This window comes from Streptomyces sp. MBT53 (genome assembly GCF_016654115.1).
Taxonomy (GTDB): domain Bacteria; phylum Actinomycetota; class Actinomycetes; order Streptomycetales; family Streptomycetaceae; genus Streptomyces.
Genome location: NZ_JAEQAZ010000168.1, coordinates 1 through 18654, shown reverse-complemented (window position 1 = coordinate 18654; position 18654 = coordinate 1). Strand labels below are relative to the sequence as shown.

Sequence of the window (18654 nt, the reverse complement as noted above, 5' to 3'; positions counted from 1 at the left end):
GCCGCTCGGGCGGCCTTTCGGGGGCGGGCGGGGAGTTGGCCGGGGAGGACGCCAAGGAGCCCGTACGCAAGCCCGTGGAGCGGCCGGCGCCCGCACCCGCGCCCACCGCTCCCAAGCCGTCCCGGCCGATCCCCACCCCGGGCGAGGTCTTCCCCCGGCGCAAACCGGCACCGCCCCCGGCGAATCCCCCGCAGCAGCTCGCCGCCGGCTGAAGCGACCCCGCCCCGTCCCCTCCAGGGCCCGTGGCTACTCTGGAGGGCATGGACTATGTCTCCGCGCTCGTGCCCCCGGTCGTCATGGCCGTGTTCTTCATCGGACTGATCCGGGTCATCGTGAAGACCCAGGGCGGGGCCATGAAGGCCAAGGAGGACGCGGCCGTCGACGCCGCCATCGCGCGCGCGGAGAGCGCCCGCCAGGCCTCTTCGACCACCGAAGCCTGACCCCCCCGCCTTTTCGGCGGCGCCTTCAAGGGCGTACGACTCCCGCACGCGTGCGCGTGCTTTCCGAGTCGTACGCCCTTTTTGTGCCTTTTCCACTATGGTTCTGAGCTGTGCCTCGCCCATTGGGAGAACTCGAAGACTCGGTCATGACGCGGGTGTGGAAGTGGAACCGCCCGGTGACCGTTCGAGAAGTCCTGGAAGACCTTCAGCAGGAACGGTCGATCGCGTACACCACGGTGATGACCGTTTTGGACAATCTCCATCAGAAGGGCTGGGTGCGTCGCGAGGCGGAAGGCCGGGCGTATCGATATGAGGCGGTCTCCACACGGGCCGCCTACTCGGCGGCCCTGATGAACGACGCCTGGTCCCAGAGCGACAACCCCGCGGCCGCTCTCGTCGCCTTCTTCGGGATGATGAGCGACGAACAGCGCGAGGCCCTGCGCAGCGCCGTACGCATCGTCCAGGGACCGGAAACACCCGAACCCGCGGATGGCGTCGAGAACCCCGGCTCCGCGCCCTCCGGCGGCGGGCGATAGCGTCCGCTCATGTCAGCAGAGCACCCAGAAGTCACCGCGAAAGCCATCACCGTCCGGCGGGCCCGGACCGGTGATGTGCCGGCGGTGCGCCGACTCCTTGACGCCTACGTTCGCGGTCGCATCCTGCTCGACAAAGCGACCGTGACTCTTTACGAGGACATACAGGAGTTCTGGGTCGCCGAACGCGACGACAACGCCGAGGTCGTCGGCTGCGGCGCACTGCACGTGATGTGGGAAGACCTCGCGGAAGTCCGTACTCTCGCCGTGAAGCCCGGGTTGAAGGGCGCCGGTGTAGGTCATCAGTTGCTGGAGAAGTTGCTGCACACGGCCCGTTGGCTAGGCGTTCGTCGCGTTTTCTGTCTCACCTTCGAAGTGGACTTCTTCTCCAAGCACGGCTTCGTGGAGATCGGTGAGACACCCGTTGACACCGATGTCTACGCGGAGCTGTTGCGTTCCTATGACGAGGGCGTGGCGGAGTTCCTGGGTCTCGAACGAGTGAAACCGAACACCTTGGGCAACAGTCGGATGCTTCTGCATCTGTGATCGCTGCGCTCAATTCGGCCCGGAGGCCCTGCCCAGGTTCCCTATGTCCGAAACGCGCATCTTTCCGGACCGGGGAGGTCACTCGGTCTCTCCCAGGGGTTTGTGTTTTTCCAGCAAAAGCGGTTTGCTTTCCGACGTACTGCAGTACTGCATATAACAGGGGACGGCGAAACGGCGGACGCCGCAGACCCCAGGCCCGCAAGTTATCGATGAAAGGAAATCCGGTGGCACAGAAGGTTCAGGTCCTTCTTGTCGACGACCTCGACGGCGGCGAGGCGGACGAGACGGTGACGTTCGCACTGGACGGCAAGACGTACGAGATCGATCTCACCACTGCGAATGCGGACAAGCTCCGTGGTCTTCTCGACGCTTACGTGAAGGGCGGACGCCGTACCGGCGGCCGTGCTTCGGGTGGTCGTGGAAAGGCGCGCGCCGCTACCGGTGGCAGCCAGGACACGGCGCAGATTCGCGCGTGGGCCAAGGAGAACGGTTACGAGGTCAACGACCGCGGCCGTGTTCCCGCGTCCATTCGCGAGGCCTACGAGAAGGCCAACGGCTGAGCGCACGAGCGCCGCAGCCGGACCCGGTGGCACTGTGTGGCCACCGTGTCCACGAGTCGTACGAGATCAGGGGCGCCCCCAGCGCCCCCCACGGCCGACAGTGTCGGCAGCGAGGCCTCGACCTCGCGCCCCGGCTCGGGGGGCCGCAGCCATACGGCGGCCCCCTGCACGGGATCCGGGCGACCCGCGGGAAGCGACTTCCCGGGGTGCCCCTGCGCGGGCCCCGTCCCGGGAACCGGCGGTGCCTCCGTGTGCCCGCCCTCGCCGAGCGCCACCAGATCCAGCGCCGGCGCCAGAGCGCCCCACTCCAGCCAGTCCAGCAGCCCCGGCAGCTCCTCCGCGCTGCCCGCGGCCACCAGCAGCCGCATCCGGTCGCCCCGTACGGCCACCGGAGAGTCGGGCCCCAGCCGCCACAGCGCCGCGACACCGGCTTCGACCGGCACGTCCAGGACGTCGAAACGCAGCCCCGTGACGAGCCGCAGCGGCTCTCCGGGCACCGTCCGCCACCCCAGTTCGTTCTCGTACCAGTGCCGCCGTCGGTCGTCCGGATCGAGCGGGCGACGGGGGGAGGGGACCGTGGTGACCGGGGGGACTGTGCCAACCATGCCAAGTGCAACCGTCGAACCGGCCCGAGAGTTACGCTGGGTGGTCCGGTGATTGCGCAGGGTGCCGGAAAAGGGGGCGTTCGGGGCGATGGACCGCGCAAGGTTGTTCGCCCGTAGCGGAGGGAACCGGTGCGCTCGGCATGGAGTGTCAGTCCGTACGGGTAAGACAATCCCTAGTGGGAGGGGGCGACACGCAGAAAAGGGCGTCTCACGTTCGCCATCGGCGTACTCATGGTGAGGGTAACTGCCTGGCCTGCGGGAACATCGTCTCGCACCATCAGGTTGGAGCAGATGTCGGCGTTACGGTTCAGGAGGCAGTGTTGGTTCTCGGTCCGGTGTCGGCAGTTGGAATGAGCGGTCCCCGCTTGCGGGACTAAGCTGCGGAAGGACAGGGAGGGGAGCGTCCCCTTACTGCCTGACCGCTCTGAGGAGCGATTAACGATGTTCGAGAGGTTCACCGACCGCGCGCGGCGGGTTGTCGTCCTGGCTCAGGAAGAAGCCCGGATGCTCAACCACAACTACATCGGCACCGAGCACATCCTCCTGGGTCTCATCCACGAGGGTGAGGGTGTCGCCGCAAAGGCCCTGGAGAGCCTCGGCATTTCGCTTGAGGCGGTCCGCCAGCAGGTTGAGGAGATCATCGGACAGGGCCAGCAGGCGCCGTCCGGTCACATCCCCTTCACTCCCCGTGCCAAGAAGGTCCTGGAGCTGTCGCTCCGCGAGGCCCTCCAGCTGGGCCACAACTACATCGGCACGGAGCACATCCTGCTCGGCCTGATCCGTGAGGGCGAGGGCGTCGCCGCCCAGGTCCTGGTCAAGCTGGGCGCTGATCTCAACCGTGTGCGGCAGCAGGTGATCCAGCTGCTCTCCGGTTACCAGGGCAAGGAGACCGCCACCGCCGGCGGCCCTGCGGAGGGCACCCCCTCGACGTCCCTGGTCCTCGACCAGTTCGGCCGGAACCTCACCCAGGCCGCTCGTGAGTCCAAGCTCGACCCGGTCATCGGGCGCGAGAAGGAGATCGAGCGGGTCATGCAGGTGCTGTCCCGCCGTACGAAGAACAACCCGGTCCTGATCGGTGAGCCCGGCGTCGGCAAGACCGCCGTCGTCGAGGGTCTCGCCCAGGCCATCGTCAAGGGCGAGGTGCCCGAGACCCTCAAGGACAAGCACCTCTACACCCTGGACCTCGGCGCGCTGGTCGCCGGCTCCCGCTACCGCGGTGACTTCGAGGAGCGCCTGAAGAAGGTCCTCAAGGAGATCCGCACCCGCGGCGACATCATCCTGTTCATCGACGAGCTGCACACGCTGGTCGGTGCGGGTGCCGCCGAGGGCGCCATCGACGCCGCTTCGATCCTGAAGCCGATGCTGGCCCGTGGCGAGCTGCAGACCATCGGTGCGACGACGCTGGACGAGTACCGCAAGCACCTGGAGAAGGACGCCGCTCTCGAGCGCCGCTTCCAGCCCATCCAGGTCGCGGAACCGTCCCTGCCGCACACCATCGAGATCCTCAAGGGCCTGCGCGACCGCTACGAGGCGCACCACCGTGTCTCCATCACGGACGAGGCGCTCGTGCAGGCGGCCACGCTGGCCGACCGGTACATCTCGGACCGCTTCCTGCCGGACAAGGCGATCGACCTGATCGACGAGGCCGGCTCCCGGATGCGCATCCGCCGGATGACCGCGCCGCCGGACCTGCGCGAGTTCGACGAGAAGATCGCCGGCGTCCGCCGCGACAAGGAGTCCGCGATCGACTCGCAGGACTTCGAGAAGGCCGCCTCCCTCCGCGACAAGGAGAAGCAGCTCCTGGCCGCCAAGGCCAAGCGGGAGAAGGAGTGGAAGGCCGGCGACATGGACGTCGTCGCCGAGGTCGACGGCGAGCTGATCGCCGAGGTTCTCGCGACGGCCACCGGCATCCCGGTCTTCAAGCTGACCGAGGAGGAGTCCTCGCGTCTGCTGCGCATGGAGGACGAGCTCCACAAGCGGGTCATCGGCCAGAAGGACGCCGTCAAGGCGCTCTCGAAGGCGATCCGTCGTACGCGTGCGGGCCTCAAGGACCCGAAGCGTCCCGGTGGTTCGTTCATCTTCGCCGGCCCGTCCGGTGTCGGTAAGACCGAGCTGTCCAAGGCGCTCGCCGAGTTCCTCTTCGGTGACGAGGACGCGCTGATCTCCCTCGACATGTCGGAGTTCAGCGAGAAGCACACGGTCTCGCGTCTCTTCGGTTCGCCCCCCGGATACGTGGGCTACGAAGAGGGCGGCCAGCTGACGGAGAAGGTCCGCCGCAAGCCGTTCTCGGTCGTCCTCTTCGACGAGGTCGAGAAGGCCCACCCGGACATCTTCAACTCGCTGCTGCAGATCCTGGAGGACGGTCGCCTGACCGACTCCCAGGGCCGGGTCGTGGACTTCAAGAACACGGTCATCATCATGACGACCAACCTCGGCACGCGGGACATCTCCAAGGGCTTCAACCTGGGCTTCGCGGCCACGGGTGACACGAAGTCCAACTACGAGCGCATGAAGAACAAGGTCTCGGACGAGCTCAAGCAGCACTTCCGCCCCGAGTTCCTCAACCGCGTGGACGACGTCGTCGTCTTCCCGCAGCTCACCCAGGAGGACATCCTCCAGATCGTCGACCTGATGATCGGCAAGGTGGACGAGCGCCTCAAGGACCGGGACATGGGCATCGAGCTGTCCCAGGCCGCCAAGGAACTCCTCTCCAAGAAGGGTTACGACCCCGTCCTGGGCGCGCGTCCGCTGCGGCGCACGATCCAGCGCGAGATCGAGGACACCCTCTCGGAGAAGATCCTCTTCGGCGAGCTGCGCCCCGGTCACATCGTGGTCGTCGACACGGAGGGCGAGGGCGAGACCAAGACCTTCACCTTCCGGGGCGAGGAGAAGTCGGCGCTTCCCGATGTGCCGCCGATCGAGGACGCGGCCGCTGGTGGCGCGGGTCCGAATTTGAGCAAGGAGGCGTAAGGCTTCAGGGCTTTACGACTCGGAAAGGGGCCGGTGCCTTTGGGCACCGGCCCCTTTCGTGTGTCCGGGGAGGGGTCAGAGGCGGTCGTCGGTTACTTCGGCGGTGGGGAAGAGGGCGGCGTAGGTGTCGAGAGGTACGCCTCTTCTGCCGGAGGTCTTGAGGGTCACCTCGCGCAGGCCCGGGAGGCGGGAGGCGAGGGTGCTGAAGTGCTTGTCGGCCTTGCCCCGGGCGGGCACGCGCAGGCACTCGACGGAGGGCAGCTCCGGCATGGATTCCAGGGCGTAGCGGCTGGGCGAGGTGTTCAGGACGAGGTTCCGCAGGACGGGCAGGCGTGTCACCTGCTCCCAGCCCCAGTCCCAGGCGCCCATGACGGCGGGCGGCCTGCCGATGCTGATGGTGGTGAGCGTCGGCCATGCCTCCAGACCGCGCAGACCGGTCGTGGCCAGCGTTTCCTGGCCCAGGAACAGGTACTCAAGGGGCGCGTCCAGGGGCAGACGGTCGGAAAGGTCATCGCTGTCGAACGGCTGGTCCAGGGAGAGCCGGGTGAGTCCGCGCAGCGCCGCCAGGCCCGATGGATCGCGGAGGCGGTTGAACGCCAGTTCCGTGAGCGGCAGTTCGGACAGGCGGGCGAGACCCCGGACGCCGAAGCAGTCCTGCAGCCACAGTGAGTTCAGCGACCGGAAGGCCAGCACCTCGTCCAAGGCGGACACGGCCATGTTGTGCTCAAGGCTCAGGAGGTCGACCGCGTCCGGATCACGGACGGCGTCGACGACCTCGCCCAGCTCGGGCGAGCCGGTGACGGTCAGCCTGCGCCAGGGGCGCATCAGCCGCAGCGCCGCCAGCTGTTCGGGCGACGAGCACCGTACGAAGAGATCGTCCCGGACCAGATGGTCGAGTACCTCGACCGCGTACTCCCGGATGTCGAACCGGTCCCAGGTGCCGGCGAGTTGACGCCGTACGTCGAAGGACGGATGGTCGCGGAAGCGACGCAGTACCGCCATCGCGCCCTCGGGCTCCTCCGCGCCCAGGACGGAGGCGGTGACCGTCACGCATCGGGCTTCGGCGTCGGTCAGCCCCTCGGGTCCCGGCAGCAGCTCCAGCACCAGTGGCCCGGCCTCGGTCAGCGCGTGCGCGTCCTCCGTCGTACGCGGCGGAATCAGCGCGGACGCCCGCGTCTCGACCTCCGCCCGCACCCCCGGGTCCAACGCCGTCGCGTGTTCGAGGCAGGCCAGGGCCAGAAGCGTGAGCCGGGGCTCGTTCCGGGACAGCAACTGGCGTAGCACCACGGCCCGTTCGCGCGGCCGGGCGTGGGCCACCGCCAACCGGATCACGTCCTCCCACTGGCTGTCGTCCGCGTGACTGGTGAGGACGTCCAGGTGACCCTCCTCCACGGCGTACCGCGCACCCAGATAGTCCTGGAAGGTGCGGTGGACGAAGTCGACGACGCCGTCGGCGGGTTGGCGCAGCAGGCCGCTGCGGAGCATCAGGGTGCGCAGGACGGTCCCCGCGTCGCCCTGCCCCGCAGCCGAGGCCACCGTCGGCAGGCAGCGTTCCACGATCCCCTCGGCCGTCTCCACGTCCATCTCCGTGCGGCCGCTCAACACCAGCGAATACGCGAGCCGTTGCAGGATCTCCAGCTGGGCCTCCTCGCCCAGCTCCGCTCCCTCCAGCGCTCCCATGCCCCGCTCCCGGTCCCGGCGGGCCAGCAGCATAGTGAGGGCCGCGTCGTACAACTCCTTGCGGCCGGTGGGGAGATAGCCCCGGCGTTCGCGGTGCAGGGCGCAGATCAGGCCGCACATCAGGGGGTTGGTGGCAAGGCGGGCCAAGTCCCGTTTCGCGTGCAGGGAGTCCAGGAGCGGGCCCTCGTACTCCGGGGCGTCGGCCGCCTTGTGCCAGCGTTGGACGAAGGTCCTGACCTCCGGGCGGCGCATCGGGGCCAGGGTCAGTTCGCGGAATCCCTCGGAGGCCAGCCAGCCGGTGCGTACCGCCGTGGGGCGGGAGGTGAGGAGCCAGCGGTTGCCCGGGAAGGCGCGGATCAGGGCCTGGAGCCAGTCGCGCGTGCGGTGGCGGTCGGCGGAGGGGATCTCGTCCAAGCCGTCGACCAGGATCAGGCCCCGGTCGGCGGTCAGGACGCGTTCGGTCCAGCCCTCGGGCGGGGAGTGGGGGCAGTCGGTCGCCGCCAAGAAAGCCGCGGGGGAGGGGAGTTGGCCGGCCCGGACGAGGGTGCGCAGGGGAAGGACGTACGGGATGCGGTCGCCGTCCCGCGCCGCCGTCACCGCGAGCCACTGCACCAGGGTCGTCTTGCCGGAGCCCGCGTCACCGAGCAACAGGACCCGGTCGTGGGTCGACAGGGCTTCCTCGGCGGGGAGTTGGCGGTCGTAGCGGGCGCCGGGGTGCTCCTCGGAGAGGGGGTGTTCCTCCGTCGCCTCCAGGCTGAGGTACGCCACTTCGAGGGGCCAGCGGTCCGGGGAGTCGCGCAGATCGATGCCGTAGATGGTGATGTGGTTGTGGCGTTCGGCGATGTAGGAGAGGTAGCGGCGTTCGAAGGCGCGGTCGTGGGTGCCGGGGCGTGGGGTGCGGGCGATCAACTCGTCGACACGGGCGATCAGTTCGGCCTGGGTGCGGGTCTGTTCCACCAGCGTGCGGGCGACGAACGTGGAGCGGCGGGTGAAGAACTCCAGGATCTGGAGGCAGGCCCACTCGGTGGCGTTGGCGAGGAAGTGGCATGCGTCGGTGGACAGTCCGGCGGGGACCGGGGCGCCGTGCTCCAACTGCCGTGCCAGTTCGCGGTGTCCGAGGCGCACGGCCTGTACGTCGTCCATGTCCAGGTCGCCGAGGGCGAGCAGGCGGCGGGCCAACGCGTCGGCCACCGCGGTCTGTTCGTCGGGCGGGAAGGGCGCTTCGCCGGGGGAGTCCACCGCTCGCGCGACCAGGCGGTCGGCGAGCTTGTGGACGTCCTTATCCGTCAGCGTGCGTTTCTCGCCCTTGAAGGAGACGAGGTTCGACAGCCGGACCGGCTTGTCGACCAGGCCCGCGCCCGGCCCTTCGGGGACGAACAGCTTCTTCAGCAGCGGTGTGATCAGGCCGGACGCCAGTTTCCCACCGAGTACCGCAGGCTCCATCGGCCGCCCCACCCCCGTCGTCGCACGAACGGACGGAGCCTAACCGGTCACGACAACTGGCCGTCGTAGTCAGGCAGTTTGAAGGTCTTCTCGGCGTGGCCGCCCGACAGGTCGGTGGCGCTGTTGCCGATGTTCGCGATGATCGTGTAGCCCTTGGACTCGATGTCGGCGCGCTGGGCGGTCTTGTAGGTGGCGACGTCCTTGAAGAGGTCGAGGAGGCCGCGGACGTAGAGGCCGTCGACGTCGTAGCCGTCGTGTTCGAGGTTGTACTCGGTCGGCAGGTAGATGATGCCGGGGCGGGCCGTGACGAAGAACAGCGAAACGCCGTGCTCCTGGGCGTACTTGGCGACCGCGAGCACCGGCTTGTTGGCCGGCTGGGGCCAGCTGAAGCCGAAGTCGGTCTCCAGGGTGGTGTTGTCGATGTCGAAGACGATCGCCTGCTTCTCACCGGGCTGGGTCGCCGCGATGCGCTGCTGCAGGTAGGGCAGGGCCTGGTTCATGACCGTCTGGCAGTCCGTCTGCCAGGTCGCGTAGTCCACGGCGGCGGTCGCGGTGGTCGTGCTCGTCGTCGCGGCTTCCGCGGGGACGGTCAGCGCCGCGAGGGCGATCGCGGATACGGCGACGGTGGCGGTACGGCGGGCCCAGGGGCGTCGTCTCGTCATGGGGGTGGGGGTTCCTCTCACGTCGGTGCGGTGCCGGTGCGGAAGGCATGATCGCGGGCGAGGGTGGCGTGAGGGGAACCGTAGGGTTACTGGACGGTAGGTGTATAGAGGTCTGCGCCACATTCCCGGGGTCGGTGACCGCCCCGGCCGGTGACAAGCCGCACAGGCGATTCGACCCCTACTAGGACGGGTAGTCGTAAGCCTCGTTCGGCGCAAAAAGGACTTTTCGCGTGGAACCGGATGGGTGTTTTTACCGTCAGGGGGGCGATTTATAGAGAAAGGGCGCTCTGTCAAGAAGTCGGAAGTTTTGCGGTGAAGTACTAGCTTCCGTCGTAGAAGGGGTGTTTGGGGGTCCGTGGGGGTGCGGGTTACCAATGGACGTGTCATCCGGTGGCCGTCCGTGCGCCGGGTGGCTTTTCTGTCCCCGACCCCGTGAGGTTCCGATGTTCCAGCGCTCCGCTACCCGCTCTGCCCGTACGACTCCGCTCCGCACCCGGGTGGCCGTCCTGGCCGTCGGACTGGGAGCCACCGCCGTTCTGGGCACCGGGGTCGCGAGCGCCGCCACCGCGAGCGTGGCGCCGAAGACGGTCAGCGCGAAGACCGCCGCCTCCTGGGTCGACCCGGTGAAGAAGTACACGCTCTCCGCGAGCTTCGCCCAGGCCGGCGGCCTGTGGCAGTCCACCCACAGCGGGCAGGACTTCGCCGTGGCCAGCGGCACCAACGTCGTCGCCGCGCACGGCGGCACCGTCGTCAAGGCCGGCGGCAACGGCGCCGGTGACGGCGCCGCGTACGGCAACGCCATCGTCATCAAGCACGGCAACGGCACCTACTCGCAGTACGCCCACCTCTCGCGCATCGACGTGAAGGTCGGCCAGGTCGTCAGCACCGGTCAGCACATCGCCCTGTCCGGCAACACCGGCAACTCCACCGGTCCCCACCTGCACTTCGAGATCCGTACGACCGCCAACTACGGCTCGGCCATAGACCCGGTCGCGTTCCTGCGCGGCAAGGGTGTGACCGTCTAGGACTTGTCCCCGGCGGGCTTCGTGCCCGCGTGGGCCTGCGTGATCATGTCGGTGGCGACCTCCAGGACGGCCTTGCGCTTGTCCTCGGGGTCGCCTTCGAGGTCCTGTACGGCGAACATGCCGGCGTGCAGCGTGAAGATCGCGCTCAGCGAGCGGACCTGGTCGACCAGGCTCGTCTCGGGGTCGATCATGATCTCCCGCAGGCCACGCATGCGCTCCTTGAAGCGCTCGCCGATGCGCAGGTCCCGTACCGTCGCCTGGTTCTCCTGCATGAAGCGGAACAGCGGGGTCGCGCCGTCGAGCGCGACGGCGTAGCGCCGTACGATCTCCTGCTTGGTCTCCAGGGTGTGCGGCTGGTCGCGGCCCCACTCGATCAGATCCTCGATGGGCTGGGTCAGATCCTCGAAGATGCTGACCAGGATCTCTTCCTTGGTCTTGAAGTGGTAGTAGAGCGCCGCCTTCGTGACGTCCAGGTGCTCGGCGATCTCGCGCAGCGAGGTCTTCTCGTAGCCCTGCTCGGCGAAGAGTTCGAGCGCGACGTCCTGGATGCGCTGGCGGGTGTCTCCGCGACGTTGCCGCTTGGTGCCGTCCATGGTGCCGCCCATCCGTCTCATGCTCCAGCAAACTTACTTGACGCCCGGCTAGTTGCGGGTCTACTTTCCCTGAGTGTAGTCAACTAGCCGGGCGGCAAGTAAGTAGCCGGACGCTAGCGGTATTCAGCGGTAGCCAGGGGAGTGGGAACGATGGCGGACACACAGACGGTCGACAAGGGGTCGGGGGAGACCGAGAAGCAGCCCAGGAGCGTGCGGGTCGTCCTGCTCGCCCTGATGATCACCATGATGCTCGCGATGCTCGACAACATGATCGTGGGTACCGCGATGCCGACGATCGTCGGTGAGCTGGGCGGACTTGAGCATCTGTCGTGGGTCGTGACCGCGTACACGCTCGCCACCGCCAGCTCGACTCCCCTGTGGGGCAAGCTCGGTGACATGTACGGGCGCAAGGGCGCCTTCATGACCTCGATCGTGATCTTCCTGGTCGGCTCCGCGCTCAGCGGCATGGCCCAGAACATGGGCCAGCTCATCGGCTTCCGCGCCATCCAGGGGCTCGGCGCCGGCGGTCTCATGGTCGGTGTCATGGCGATCATCGGCGACCTCATCCCGCCGCGTGAGCGCGGCAAGTACCAGGGCATGATGGCCGGTGTCATGGCGCTCGCGATGATCGGCGGACCGCTCGTCGGCGGCACCATCACCGACAACTGGGGCTGGCGCTGGTCCTTCTACATCAACCTGCCGCTGGGCGTCGTCGCGCTCGCCGCGATCAGCGCCGTACTGCACCTCCCGAAGAAGCGCTCACAGGCGCGCATCGACTACCTGGGCGCCGGACTGCTCACCGTCGGCATCACCTCCATCGTGCTCGTCACCACGTGGGGCGGTTCGCAGTACGCCTGGAGCTCCGTGCGGATCATGGAGCTGATCGCGCTCGGTGTGGCCGCGCTCGTCGGGTTCGTGTTCTGGCAGACCAAGGCCACCGAGCCGGTCGTGCCGCTGCACATCTTCCGCAGCCGCAACTTCACGCTGATGGCCGTCATCGGCTTCATCACCGGCTTCGTGATGTTCGGCGCGACCCTGTTCCTCCCGCTCTACCAGCAGTCCGTGCAGGGCGCGTCCGCGACCAACTCCGGCCTGCTGCTCCTGCCGATGCTCGGCGCGATGCTCGTGACCTCCATGGTCGCGGGGCGGGTGACCACCAACACCGGCCGCTACAAGGTGTTCCCGGTCGCCGGCAGCATCCTGATGGGCGTCGGTCTGTACCTGCTGTCCACGATGGACGTCGACACGACCCGGTTCATGTCCGGTGTGTACATGGCCGTCGTCGGGCTCGGCATGGGCTGCCTGATGCAGATCACCATGCTGGTCGCGCAGAACAGCGTCGAGATGAAGGACATGGGCGTCGCGTCCTCCACGAGCACGCTGTCGCGGACGCTCGGCTCGTCGTTCGGTGTCGCCATCATGGGCGCGCTGTTCAACAACCGGGTCCAGGACGTCATGAGCCAGAAGGCCGGGGCGCTGGGGGCCAAGGTGACCGAGCAGTCGGCTCAGCTGGACGCGAAGAGTCTGGCGAAGCTGCCGGAGGTGGCGCGTGAGGCGTACCAGCACGCGGTGTCGGCCGGTGTCCACTCCGCGTTCCTGCTGGGGGCTGTGGTGACGGTGCTGGCGCTGGTGGCGGCGGTGTTCGTGAAGGAGGTTCCGCTGAAGGGGGCGGGGCCGGCTGCGCCCAAGTCTGGTGAGGGTGCGGAGACGGTGGCGCCGGTGTCGATCGTCGAGGCGGTCTGAGGTCGTCCGCGTTCGTCTGAGGTCGTCTGAAGCCGTCTGAAGTAGTCTGAGTTCGGCGGCAGTGAGCTGAAGGTCCCCCGGTTGGTGTCCGCCCCGGGGGGCCTTCGTTTTGTTTTCTCGCCCCCGCCGCCCCTTCCCGTCCCGTCACTGGGGGCTGCCGCCCCCAGACCCCCGCTTCGGCCTGGACGGCCTCGTCCTCAAACGCCGGACGGGCTGGGGGTGCCGGCCTACGTTGAGAAGGCGCCGGACGGGCTGGGGGTGCCGGCCTACGTTGAGAAGGCGCCGGACGGGCTGGATGATGCTCGGCTCTGTTGTCAGTGGGGCGTGTCACCATCGGGCTCATGGACAAGATGCGGCAGTTGCGGCTGGCCAAGGACGCCATGGACCGGGACTGGGCCGAGCCGGGGCTCGACCTGGGGGCGGTGGCCGCGCATGCCGGATATTCGCGGTATCACTTCCTCCGCGCCTTCAAGGAGGCCTACGGCGAGACGCCGGGCCAGTATCTGACCCATCGGCGGATCGAGCGGGCCGAGGAGATGCTGCGCAGCGCCGATCTCTCGGTCACGGAGATCTGCCATCTCGTCGGCTTCAGCAGCCTGGGGACCTTCTCGTCCCGGTTCAAGGCGCGGACCGGGCTGACCCCGAGCGAGTACCGGAGCGAGCACGTGGGGCGCGGGGCCGCCCTCATCCCGGGGTGCTACGCGATGCTCTGGGCCGGCGGTTTCCCCTCCGCAACTTTGAAGAAGCGTGCCGCTGCCCGCCCTGCCTACGGTGAGAAAGAGGAACCGGGACAGGAAGCCACCTCGATTTCTCCTTCTACCTCGTCCGACAGGAGTGCGGAGCCATGATCCAGGGACTGGGCATCACCACCGTGTGGACCTTCGACCAACAGCGCACCAAGGCCTTCTTCACCGAGAAACTGGACTTCGAGGTCCGGGACGACATCTCGATGGGGGACATGAAGTGGGTCACCGTCGGTGCCAAGAACCAGCCGGGCGTCGAGCTTGCGTTGATGAGCCTGGACGGCCCGGGGCTCGATCCGGAGTCCGCCGAGGCGTTGAAGAAGCTGGTCGGCAAAGGGGTGTTGGGGGCCGGGGCGTTCCGTACGGACGACTGCCGCGGTGACTACGCGACCTTCAAGGCACGTGGGGTCGAGTTCATCCAGGAGCCCAAGGAACGGCCGTACGGCGTCGAGGCGATCTTCCGTGACGACAGCGGCAACTGGTACTCGCTGACCGAGCGCCGCGAGGAGCTCGACTTCTCCAAGGACTTCGCGTGAGCGGGGGGCCGGTGGCGGAGGTCGAGCCGGATCATACGGCGGTGCGGGTCGCGTTGTGGCGGGCCCTGCATGTCCGGGCCGACGCTCCGCCGTATGTCATCGAGGACGAGGTCGGGCTGCGGCTCGTGGGACCCGGGGACGACTGGCGGGAGCGGCCCGACATGGACGTCGAGGCCACGCGCCGGATCCGCGCGTCGATCGTGGCGCGGGCCCGGTTTGTCGAGGACGTGGTGGCGGAGGAGGTCGCCAAGGGCGTCGACCAGTACGTCGTGCTCGGTGCCGGGCTGGACACCTTCGCTCAGCGGCGGCCCGAACTGGGCGCGAAAATAAGGGTGTTCGAGGTCGAACGGCCCGGTACCCAGGCCTGGAAGCGGCGGCGGCTGGCGGAGCTCGGGTACGACGTGCCGGACTGGCTGCGGTTCGTGCCGGTGGACTTCGAAGGTGACTGGTGGGGGCAACTGGCCGCCGCCGGGCTCGACTTCGGGCGGCCCGCTGTGGTGGCCGCGACCGGGGTCATCATGTACCTCACCCCGGACGCGATCACCGACATGTTCCGACTCGTCGCCGGGCTCGCCCCCGGCTCCACCCTGGTGACCACCTTCCTACGGCCCGTCGAGGACGTGGAGCCGGAGCAGCGCGCGCAGTTGGAGGTGGCGGTGGCGGGCGCCCGTGCCGCGGGCACGCCGTTCCTGAGCTTCTTCACGCCGGAGCAGGTGCTCGCGCTGGGGCGGGAGTGCGGGTTCCGGGAGGTGCGGTACGTGTCGGCCGGGGATCTCGCCGAGCGGTACTTCGGGGGGAGGACGGACGGCGTGGGGCCGTCTCGGGGGGAGGAGGTCATGGTGGCCGGCACATGAGCCCTCGTTCAGGGTGGCCGACCTCTTCTTCGAAGAACTACGGCAGCATCGGGTAGCTGCCCGTGCTCGTCGGTGCGTGTTCCGGCAGCCACAGCACCGCGACCGCGCCCTCCGCCGGGATGTGGTCCGGCGCGCCCGCGGGGCGGACGTTGCGGAAGGTCAGCCGGGCGCCGAGGACCCGGGCCTGGCCCGCCGCGATGGTCAGGCCCAGGCCGTGGCCGTGGCCCGCGCGGTCCTTGCTGCCGGTGCGGAAGCGGCTCGGGCCCTCCGCGAGGAGTTCCTCGGGGAAGCCGGGGCCGTGGTCGCGGACCCGGATGACCCGGCCCTCGACCGAGACCTCGATCGGCGGCTTGCCGTGCCTCGCCGCGTTGGCCAGCAGGTTGAACAGCACGCGCTCCAGGCGGCGCGGGTCGGTGGTGACCGCCGATTCGTGGACTACGTGCACCACCGCGTCGGGGTCCTTCGCGATCACCCGGCGGCTCACGAAGTCGCCCAGCATGATGTCCTGCAGCTCGGCCCGCTCGGAGGCCCCGTCGAGACGGGCGACCTCCAGGACGTCCTCGACGAGGGTGCGCATCGCCTTCGCGCGGTCCAGGACCAGCTCCGTCGGGCGGCCGGGAGGGAGGAGTTCGGCCGCGGTCAGCAAGCCTGTCACCGGGGTGCGCAGTTCGTGTGCGATGTCCGCGGTGACCCGGCGTTCGGCCTCGAGCCGCTGTTGCAGCGCGTCCGTCATCGCGTCCACCGCGCGCGCGAGGTCGTCGGTCTCGTCCCGTACGACTCCGCCGATCGCGTCCCGTACCCGTACGTCCGTCTCGCCCTTCGCGACCTGGTTCGCCGCGGCCGCCGCCTTGCGCAGCCGGCGCGAGAGCTGGCCGCCGATCAGCACGCCCAGCGCGCTGCCGCCGAGGACCGCCGCGATCGAGCCGATCACCAGGGCCTGGTCGAGGTCCTTGAGGATGTCCGTGCTGCGGTCGGTGAACCCGGTGTGCAGCGACATCACATGGCCGTCCTTGAGCGGTACGGCCGCCCAGATGTCCGGGATACCGTGCGGCCGGTCGGTGACGTACGTGGCCCTGCGGCCCTCCTCGACCTTCTGGCGCAGCGCCGGCGGCAGGCTCGGGTCGTCGATCTTGATGCTGGGGAAGTTGGGGCGCCCGGACAGCTCGTAGTTGCGCTGGGCGATCTGGACCCGCTCGTCGGCGAGGTCGCGCGCGTTGTCCAGCATCGAGACCCGGGCCGCGTTGTGCACGACCAGGCTGAGCGCGATCGCGACCAGCGTGCCGACCAGTGCGATGGCCGCGCTGAGCTTCCATCTCAGGCCCGTACGGATGCCCGCTCTCTCCATGAACGACGGGACCCTGCGCCGTGAATTCCCCCGCATACCCCTGCTCAGGCCTTCAACTTGTAGCCGAAGCCGCGGACCGTCTCGATCCGGTCCTGGCCGATCTTCGTGCGCAGCCGCTGCACATGGACGTCCACGACCCGGGTGTCACCGCCCCAGCCGTAGTCCCACACCCGCTCCAGCAGTTTGTCGCGGGACAGGACCGTGCCCGGTGCGGAGGAGAACTCCAGGAGCAGGCGCATCTCGGTCGGGGTCAGCGCCACCGGCTGTCCGGCCTTGAGCACCTCCATGCCCTCGGTGTCGATCTCCAGGTCGCCGAAGGTGAGCACTCCGCCGTCGACCGGCTCCGCCCCGGTGTCCGCCGTACGGTCGGTGCCGCTCGCGTGGCCGAAGCGGCGCAGGACCGCGCGGATGCGGGCCACCAGGACGGCGCCGTCGAAGGGCTTCGTCACGTAGTCGTCCGCGCCTGCCTCCAGGCCGAGGACCACGTCGATGGAGTCGGCGCGTGCCGACAGCATGATCACCGGCACGGTCGAGTCGTCGCGGATACGGCGGCACAGGCTCACGCCGTCCAGGCCGGGGACCATCACGTCCAGGAGCGCGATGTCGGGGCGGTTCGCCCGGAACGCCTCCAGGCCCGACAGTCCGTCGGGCATCGCCGTGACCGCGAAGCCGTCCCGCTCCAGGGCGAGTTGGGTGGCCTCACGGATGACGTCGTCGTCCTCGACGAACAGGACGTGGGTCTGTTCTGCCATCCCGGTGCTCTCAGTCCTCGTGTGGGTCGTTCTCAAGCATGGGACGCCCGAGGGGGCGTCCGCGTTCACTGAAGGATCGGATCGGGGGGTCCGATCGGTTCGGTTCCCGATCGGATTCGGTTCGGGTCCGCTCGGATTCCGTTCCGTTTCGTCCGGATTCGGTTCAGTTTCCGGTCGGGTTCGGTTCGGTTTCCGGTCGGGTTCGGATCCGTTCAGTTTCCGCTCGGCGCCGGCGAGGCGTCGCCTCCGACCGCGTTGCTGTACTCGTTGTGCGTGCTGTACTCCTGGACGAAACGGCCCGACGTCCAGCGGTACGTGATCACGTTCTCGCCCGACGGACTCGACACCGGGTCGCCCTTCTCGTACACCTGCTTGGTGACGACCAGATCGCCGCGGTCGATCTCCGCGTAGACCGGGGGTTCCTCGGCCTTGAAGACATTCTCGTACGTCCCACCCGTCGCGCGGTACACGTACGAGCCGATGCCGACCGCGTCGCCGCAGGTCATCACGTTGACGACGACGTCGTTGACGGTACCGCCGGTCAGCTCGCCGTAGGACACGTCGACCGCGTACTCGTCGGCTACGCACGGCTTCAGCTCGTGCTTGACCGCCGCCGAGACCTTCGGGTCGTCCTTGACCAGTTTCACCGCGTCCACATGGTCGTCGGCCGTCGCGGACGGGGTGGCGGAGGGCACTTCGGCGACGCCCACCGAGTCGGAGTGCGCCGGGCCCTCGTCACGCGCGCCGGTGCCGCCCGTGGCGCAGCCGGACACCAACAGGGCTAGGGCGGCGAGCACGGCCATCGCCGTGAACGCCGCCTCGAAACCACCGCGGACCCTGCTGGGTCCTGGGGTGTCGCTCAGGCCGCGCAACGCTCCCGCTCCTCACGCTCCAGCGCGCGTGCGTCCAGATCGCGGGCTTCCAGCTCCTCCCGGAGCCGGGCGAGCGCCCGGTGCAGCGTGCTCTTGACCGTACCGGCCGACATGCCGAGGGCGGCGGCCGTCTCTTCGGTGGACATCTGCTCCCAGTGTCGCAGGACGACAACACTGCGCTGTTTCGGAGCGAGAACTTTCATGATGTCCATAAGAAGCGCCCGATCCGCGTGCTGCTCGGTCGCGTCGTCGACGCTCGCGTCCGGGAGCTGCTCGGTGGGGACCTCTTCGAGCTTGCGGGCCCGCCACCACTCGGTGCGGGTGTTGATCATGACGCGGCGCAGGTAGGCGTCCGCGAGGCGCTTGTCCTCGATGGTCTCCCAGCGGCCGTACGTCCGCACCAGCGCGGTCTGCAGCAGGTCCTGGGCGTCGACCGGGTCCGGCACCAGCCGGCGGGCGCTGCGCAACAGCGCGTCCTGTCGGGTGCGGACGTACTCCTCGAATTCGAGCACCTCGCCCTGCGCCATGATCAACCGCCTCCATCCCCGTTTCCGACCCGCCTGCTGCCGGTTGTCCTTTGCTGCGTCCCGCCGGTCTGCGGCACAGGAATGAAGCTACGGAGGGGTTGTCACGGCACTGTGCGGAGCAGCCTGCGGGGAGCGCTCGGCTGTCCGTCGGTTGTGTAACGGAAGTAGGTCCGGGGTAAGGGGGCTGGGTTGTTGGGGTGGGTATGGGGCGTTTTGGGTGTTGCC

The 18654-nt window shown here is 68.6% G+C and carries 18 protein-coding genes and 1 pseudogene; 11 read left to right on the top strand and 8 right to left on the bottom strand.

Features of this window, described 5'->3' with window-relative positions; genetic code table 11:
- The 5 genes and pseudogenes from JHN45_RS39760 to JHN45_RS39740 all read left to right on the top strand — a co-directional run.
- Window positions 1-212: pseudogene (locus JHN45_RS39760) on the top strand (hypothetical protein); the annotation flags it as partial.
- 48 nt (window positions 213-260) lie between these two features.
- Window positions 261-440, top strand: coding sequence for a hypothetical protein (locus JHN45_RS39755; protein ID WP_019075458.1), 180 nt, complete (start codon window positions 261-263; stop codon window positions 438-440).
- Between the two features lie 122 nt (window positions 441-562).
- Window positions 563-976, top strand: a complete 414-nt coding sequence (locus JHN45_RS39750) for a BlaI/MecI/CopY family transcriptional regulator (RefSeq protein ID WP_200715431.1) — start codon at window positions 563-565, stop codon at window positions 974-976.
- A gap of 9 nt (window positions 977-985) precedes the next feature.
- Window positions 986-1519, top strand: a complete 534-nt coding sequence (locus JHN45_RS39745; RefSeq protein WP_200715432.1) for an amino-acid N-acetyltransferase — start codon at window positions 986-988, stop codon at window positions 1517-1519.
- A gap of 224 nt (window positions 1520-1743) precedes the next feature.
- Window positions 1744-2079, top strand: coding sequence for an Lsr2 family protein (locus tag JHN45_RS39740; protein WP_019075461.1), 336 nt, complete (start codon window positions 1744-1746; stop codon window positions 2077-2079).
- Here JHN45_RS39740 and JHN45_RS39735 read toward each other — a convergent pair.
- The gene (locus JHN45_RS39735) at window positions 2058-2684 is read right to left on the bottom strand and encodes an SCO3374 family protein (RefSeq protein ID WP_200715433.1); all 627 of its coding nucleotides are present in this window, start codon (window positions 2682-2684) and stop codon (window positions 2058-2060) included. The two genes, JHN45_RS39740 and JHN45_RS39735, sit on opposite strands and share 22 nt — an antisense overlap.
- Window positions 2685-3125: 441 nt before the next feature.
- Here JHN45_RS39735 and JHN45_RS39730 point away from each other — a divergent pair, with 441 nt between their 5' ends.
- Window positions 3126-5654: an ATP-dependent Clp protease ATP-binding subunit gene (locus tag JHN45_RS39730; protein WP_200715434.1), complete on the top strand. Its 2529-nt coding sequence runs from the start codon at window positions 3126-3128 to the stop codon at window positions 5652-5654.
- 75 nt (window positions 5655-5729) lie between these two features.
- On the opposite strand, the gene JHN45_RS39725 is transcribed toward JHN45_RS39730, so the two are convergent.
- A complete protein-coding gene (locus JHN45_RS39725; RefSeq protein ID WP_201054353.1) occupies window positions 5730-8777 on the bottom strand; it encodes an NACHT domain-containing NTPase in 3048 nt (1015 codons plus the stop codon).
- Between the two features lie 47 nt (window positions 8778-8824).
- Window positions 8825-9439, bottom strand: coding sequence for an HAD family acid phosphatase (locus JHN45_RS39720; protein WP_201054352.1), 615 nt, complete (start codon window positions 9437-9439; stop codon window positions 8825-8827).
- 443 nt (window positions 9440-9882) lie between these two features.
- Here JHN45_RS39720 and JHN45_RS39715 point away from each other — a divergent pair, with 443 nt between their 5' ends.
- Window positions 9883-10464: a M23 family metallopeptidase gene (locus tag JHN45_RS39715; RefSeq protein ID WP_200715437.1), complete on the top strand. Its 582-nt coding sequence runs from the start codon at window positions 9883-9885 to the stop codon at window positions 10462-10464.
- Here the strand turns inward: JHN45_RS39715 and JHN45_RS39710 are convergent.
- Entirely contained in the window at window positions 10461-11069 is a 609-nt protein-coding gene (locus JHN45_RS39710) for a TetR/AcrR family transcriptional regulator (protein WP_200715438.1), read from the bottom strand. The genes JHN45_RS39715 and JHN45_RS39710 overlap by 4 nt on opposite strands.
- 138 nt (window positions 11070-11207) lie before the next feature.
- Between JHN45_RS39710 and JHN45_RS39705 the strand changes: the two genes are divergently transcribed.
- The 4 genes from JHN45_RS39705 to JHN45_RS39690 all read left to right on the top strand — a co-directional run bounded on the left by JHN45_RS39705 (window position 11208) and on the right by JHN45_RS39690 (window position 14933).
- Window positions 11208-12800, top strand: a complete 1593-nt coding sequence (locus JHN45_RS39705; RefSeq protein ID WP_200715439.1) for an MDR family MFS transporter — start codon at window positions 11208-11210, stop codon at window positions 12798-12800.
- A gap of 350 nt (window positions 12801-13150) precedes the next feature.
- Window positions 13151-13648 carry a helix-turn-helix transcriptional regulator gene (locus tag JHN45_RS39700; protein WP_201054355.1) on the top strand — a complete coding sequence of 166 codons (498 nt, stop codon included), beginning with the start codon at window positions 13151-13153 and terminating at the stop codon, window positions 13646-13648.
- Window positions 13645-14079, top strand: coding sequence for a VOC family protein (locus JHN45_RS39695; protein WP_200717669.1), 435 nt, complete (start codon window positions 13645-13647; stop codon window positions 14077-14079). Before JHN45_RS39700 ends, JHN45_RS39695 begins: the two co-directional genes overlap by 4 nt.
- Window positions 14076-14933: a class I SAM-dependent methyltransferase gene (locus JHN45_RS39690; RefSeq protein ID WP_307783324.1), complete on the top strand. Its 858-nt coding sequence runs from the start codon at window positions 14076-14078 to the stop codon at window positions 14931-14933. Before JHN45_RS39695 ends, JHN45_RS39690 begins: the two co-directional genes overlap by 4 nt.
- 37 nt (window positions 14934-14970) lie before the next feature.
- On the opposite strand, the gene cseC is transcribed toward JHN45_RS39690, so the two are convergent.
- The 4 genes from cseC to JHN45_RS39670 all read right to left on the bottom strand — a co-directional run bounded on the left by cseC (window position 14971) and on the right by JHN45_RS39670 (window position 18429).
- A complete protein-coding gene (cseC, locus tag JHN45_RS39685) occupies window positions 14971-16314 on the bottom strand; it encodes a two-component system sensor histidine kinase CseC (protein ID WP_201054351.1) in 1344 nt (447 codons plus the stop codon).
- Between the two features lie 8 nt (window positions 16315-16322).
- Window positions 16323-17030, bottom strand: a complete 708-nt coding sequence (gene cseB, locus JHN45_RS39680; RefSeq protein ID WP_200717440.1) for a two-component system response regulator CseB — start codon at window positions 17028-17030, stop codon at window positions 16323-16325.
- 212 nt (window positions 17031-17242) lie between these two features.
- A complete protein-coding gene (locus JHN45_RS39675; protein ID WP_200717439.1) occupies window positions 17243-17902 on the bottom strand; it encodes a hypothetical protein in 660 nt (219 codons plus the stop codon).
- Entirely contained in the window at window positions 17890-18429 is a 540-nt protein-coding gene (locus tag JHN45_RS39670) for a SigE family RNA polymerase sigma factor (RefSeq protein WP_019064956.1), read from the bottom strand. The genes JHN45_RS39675 and JHN45_RS39670 overlap by 13 nt, the downstream gene beginning before the upstream one ends.
- Window positions 18430-18654 lie beyond the last annotated feature (225 nt).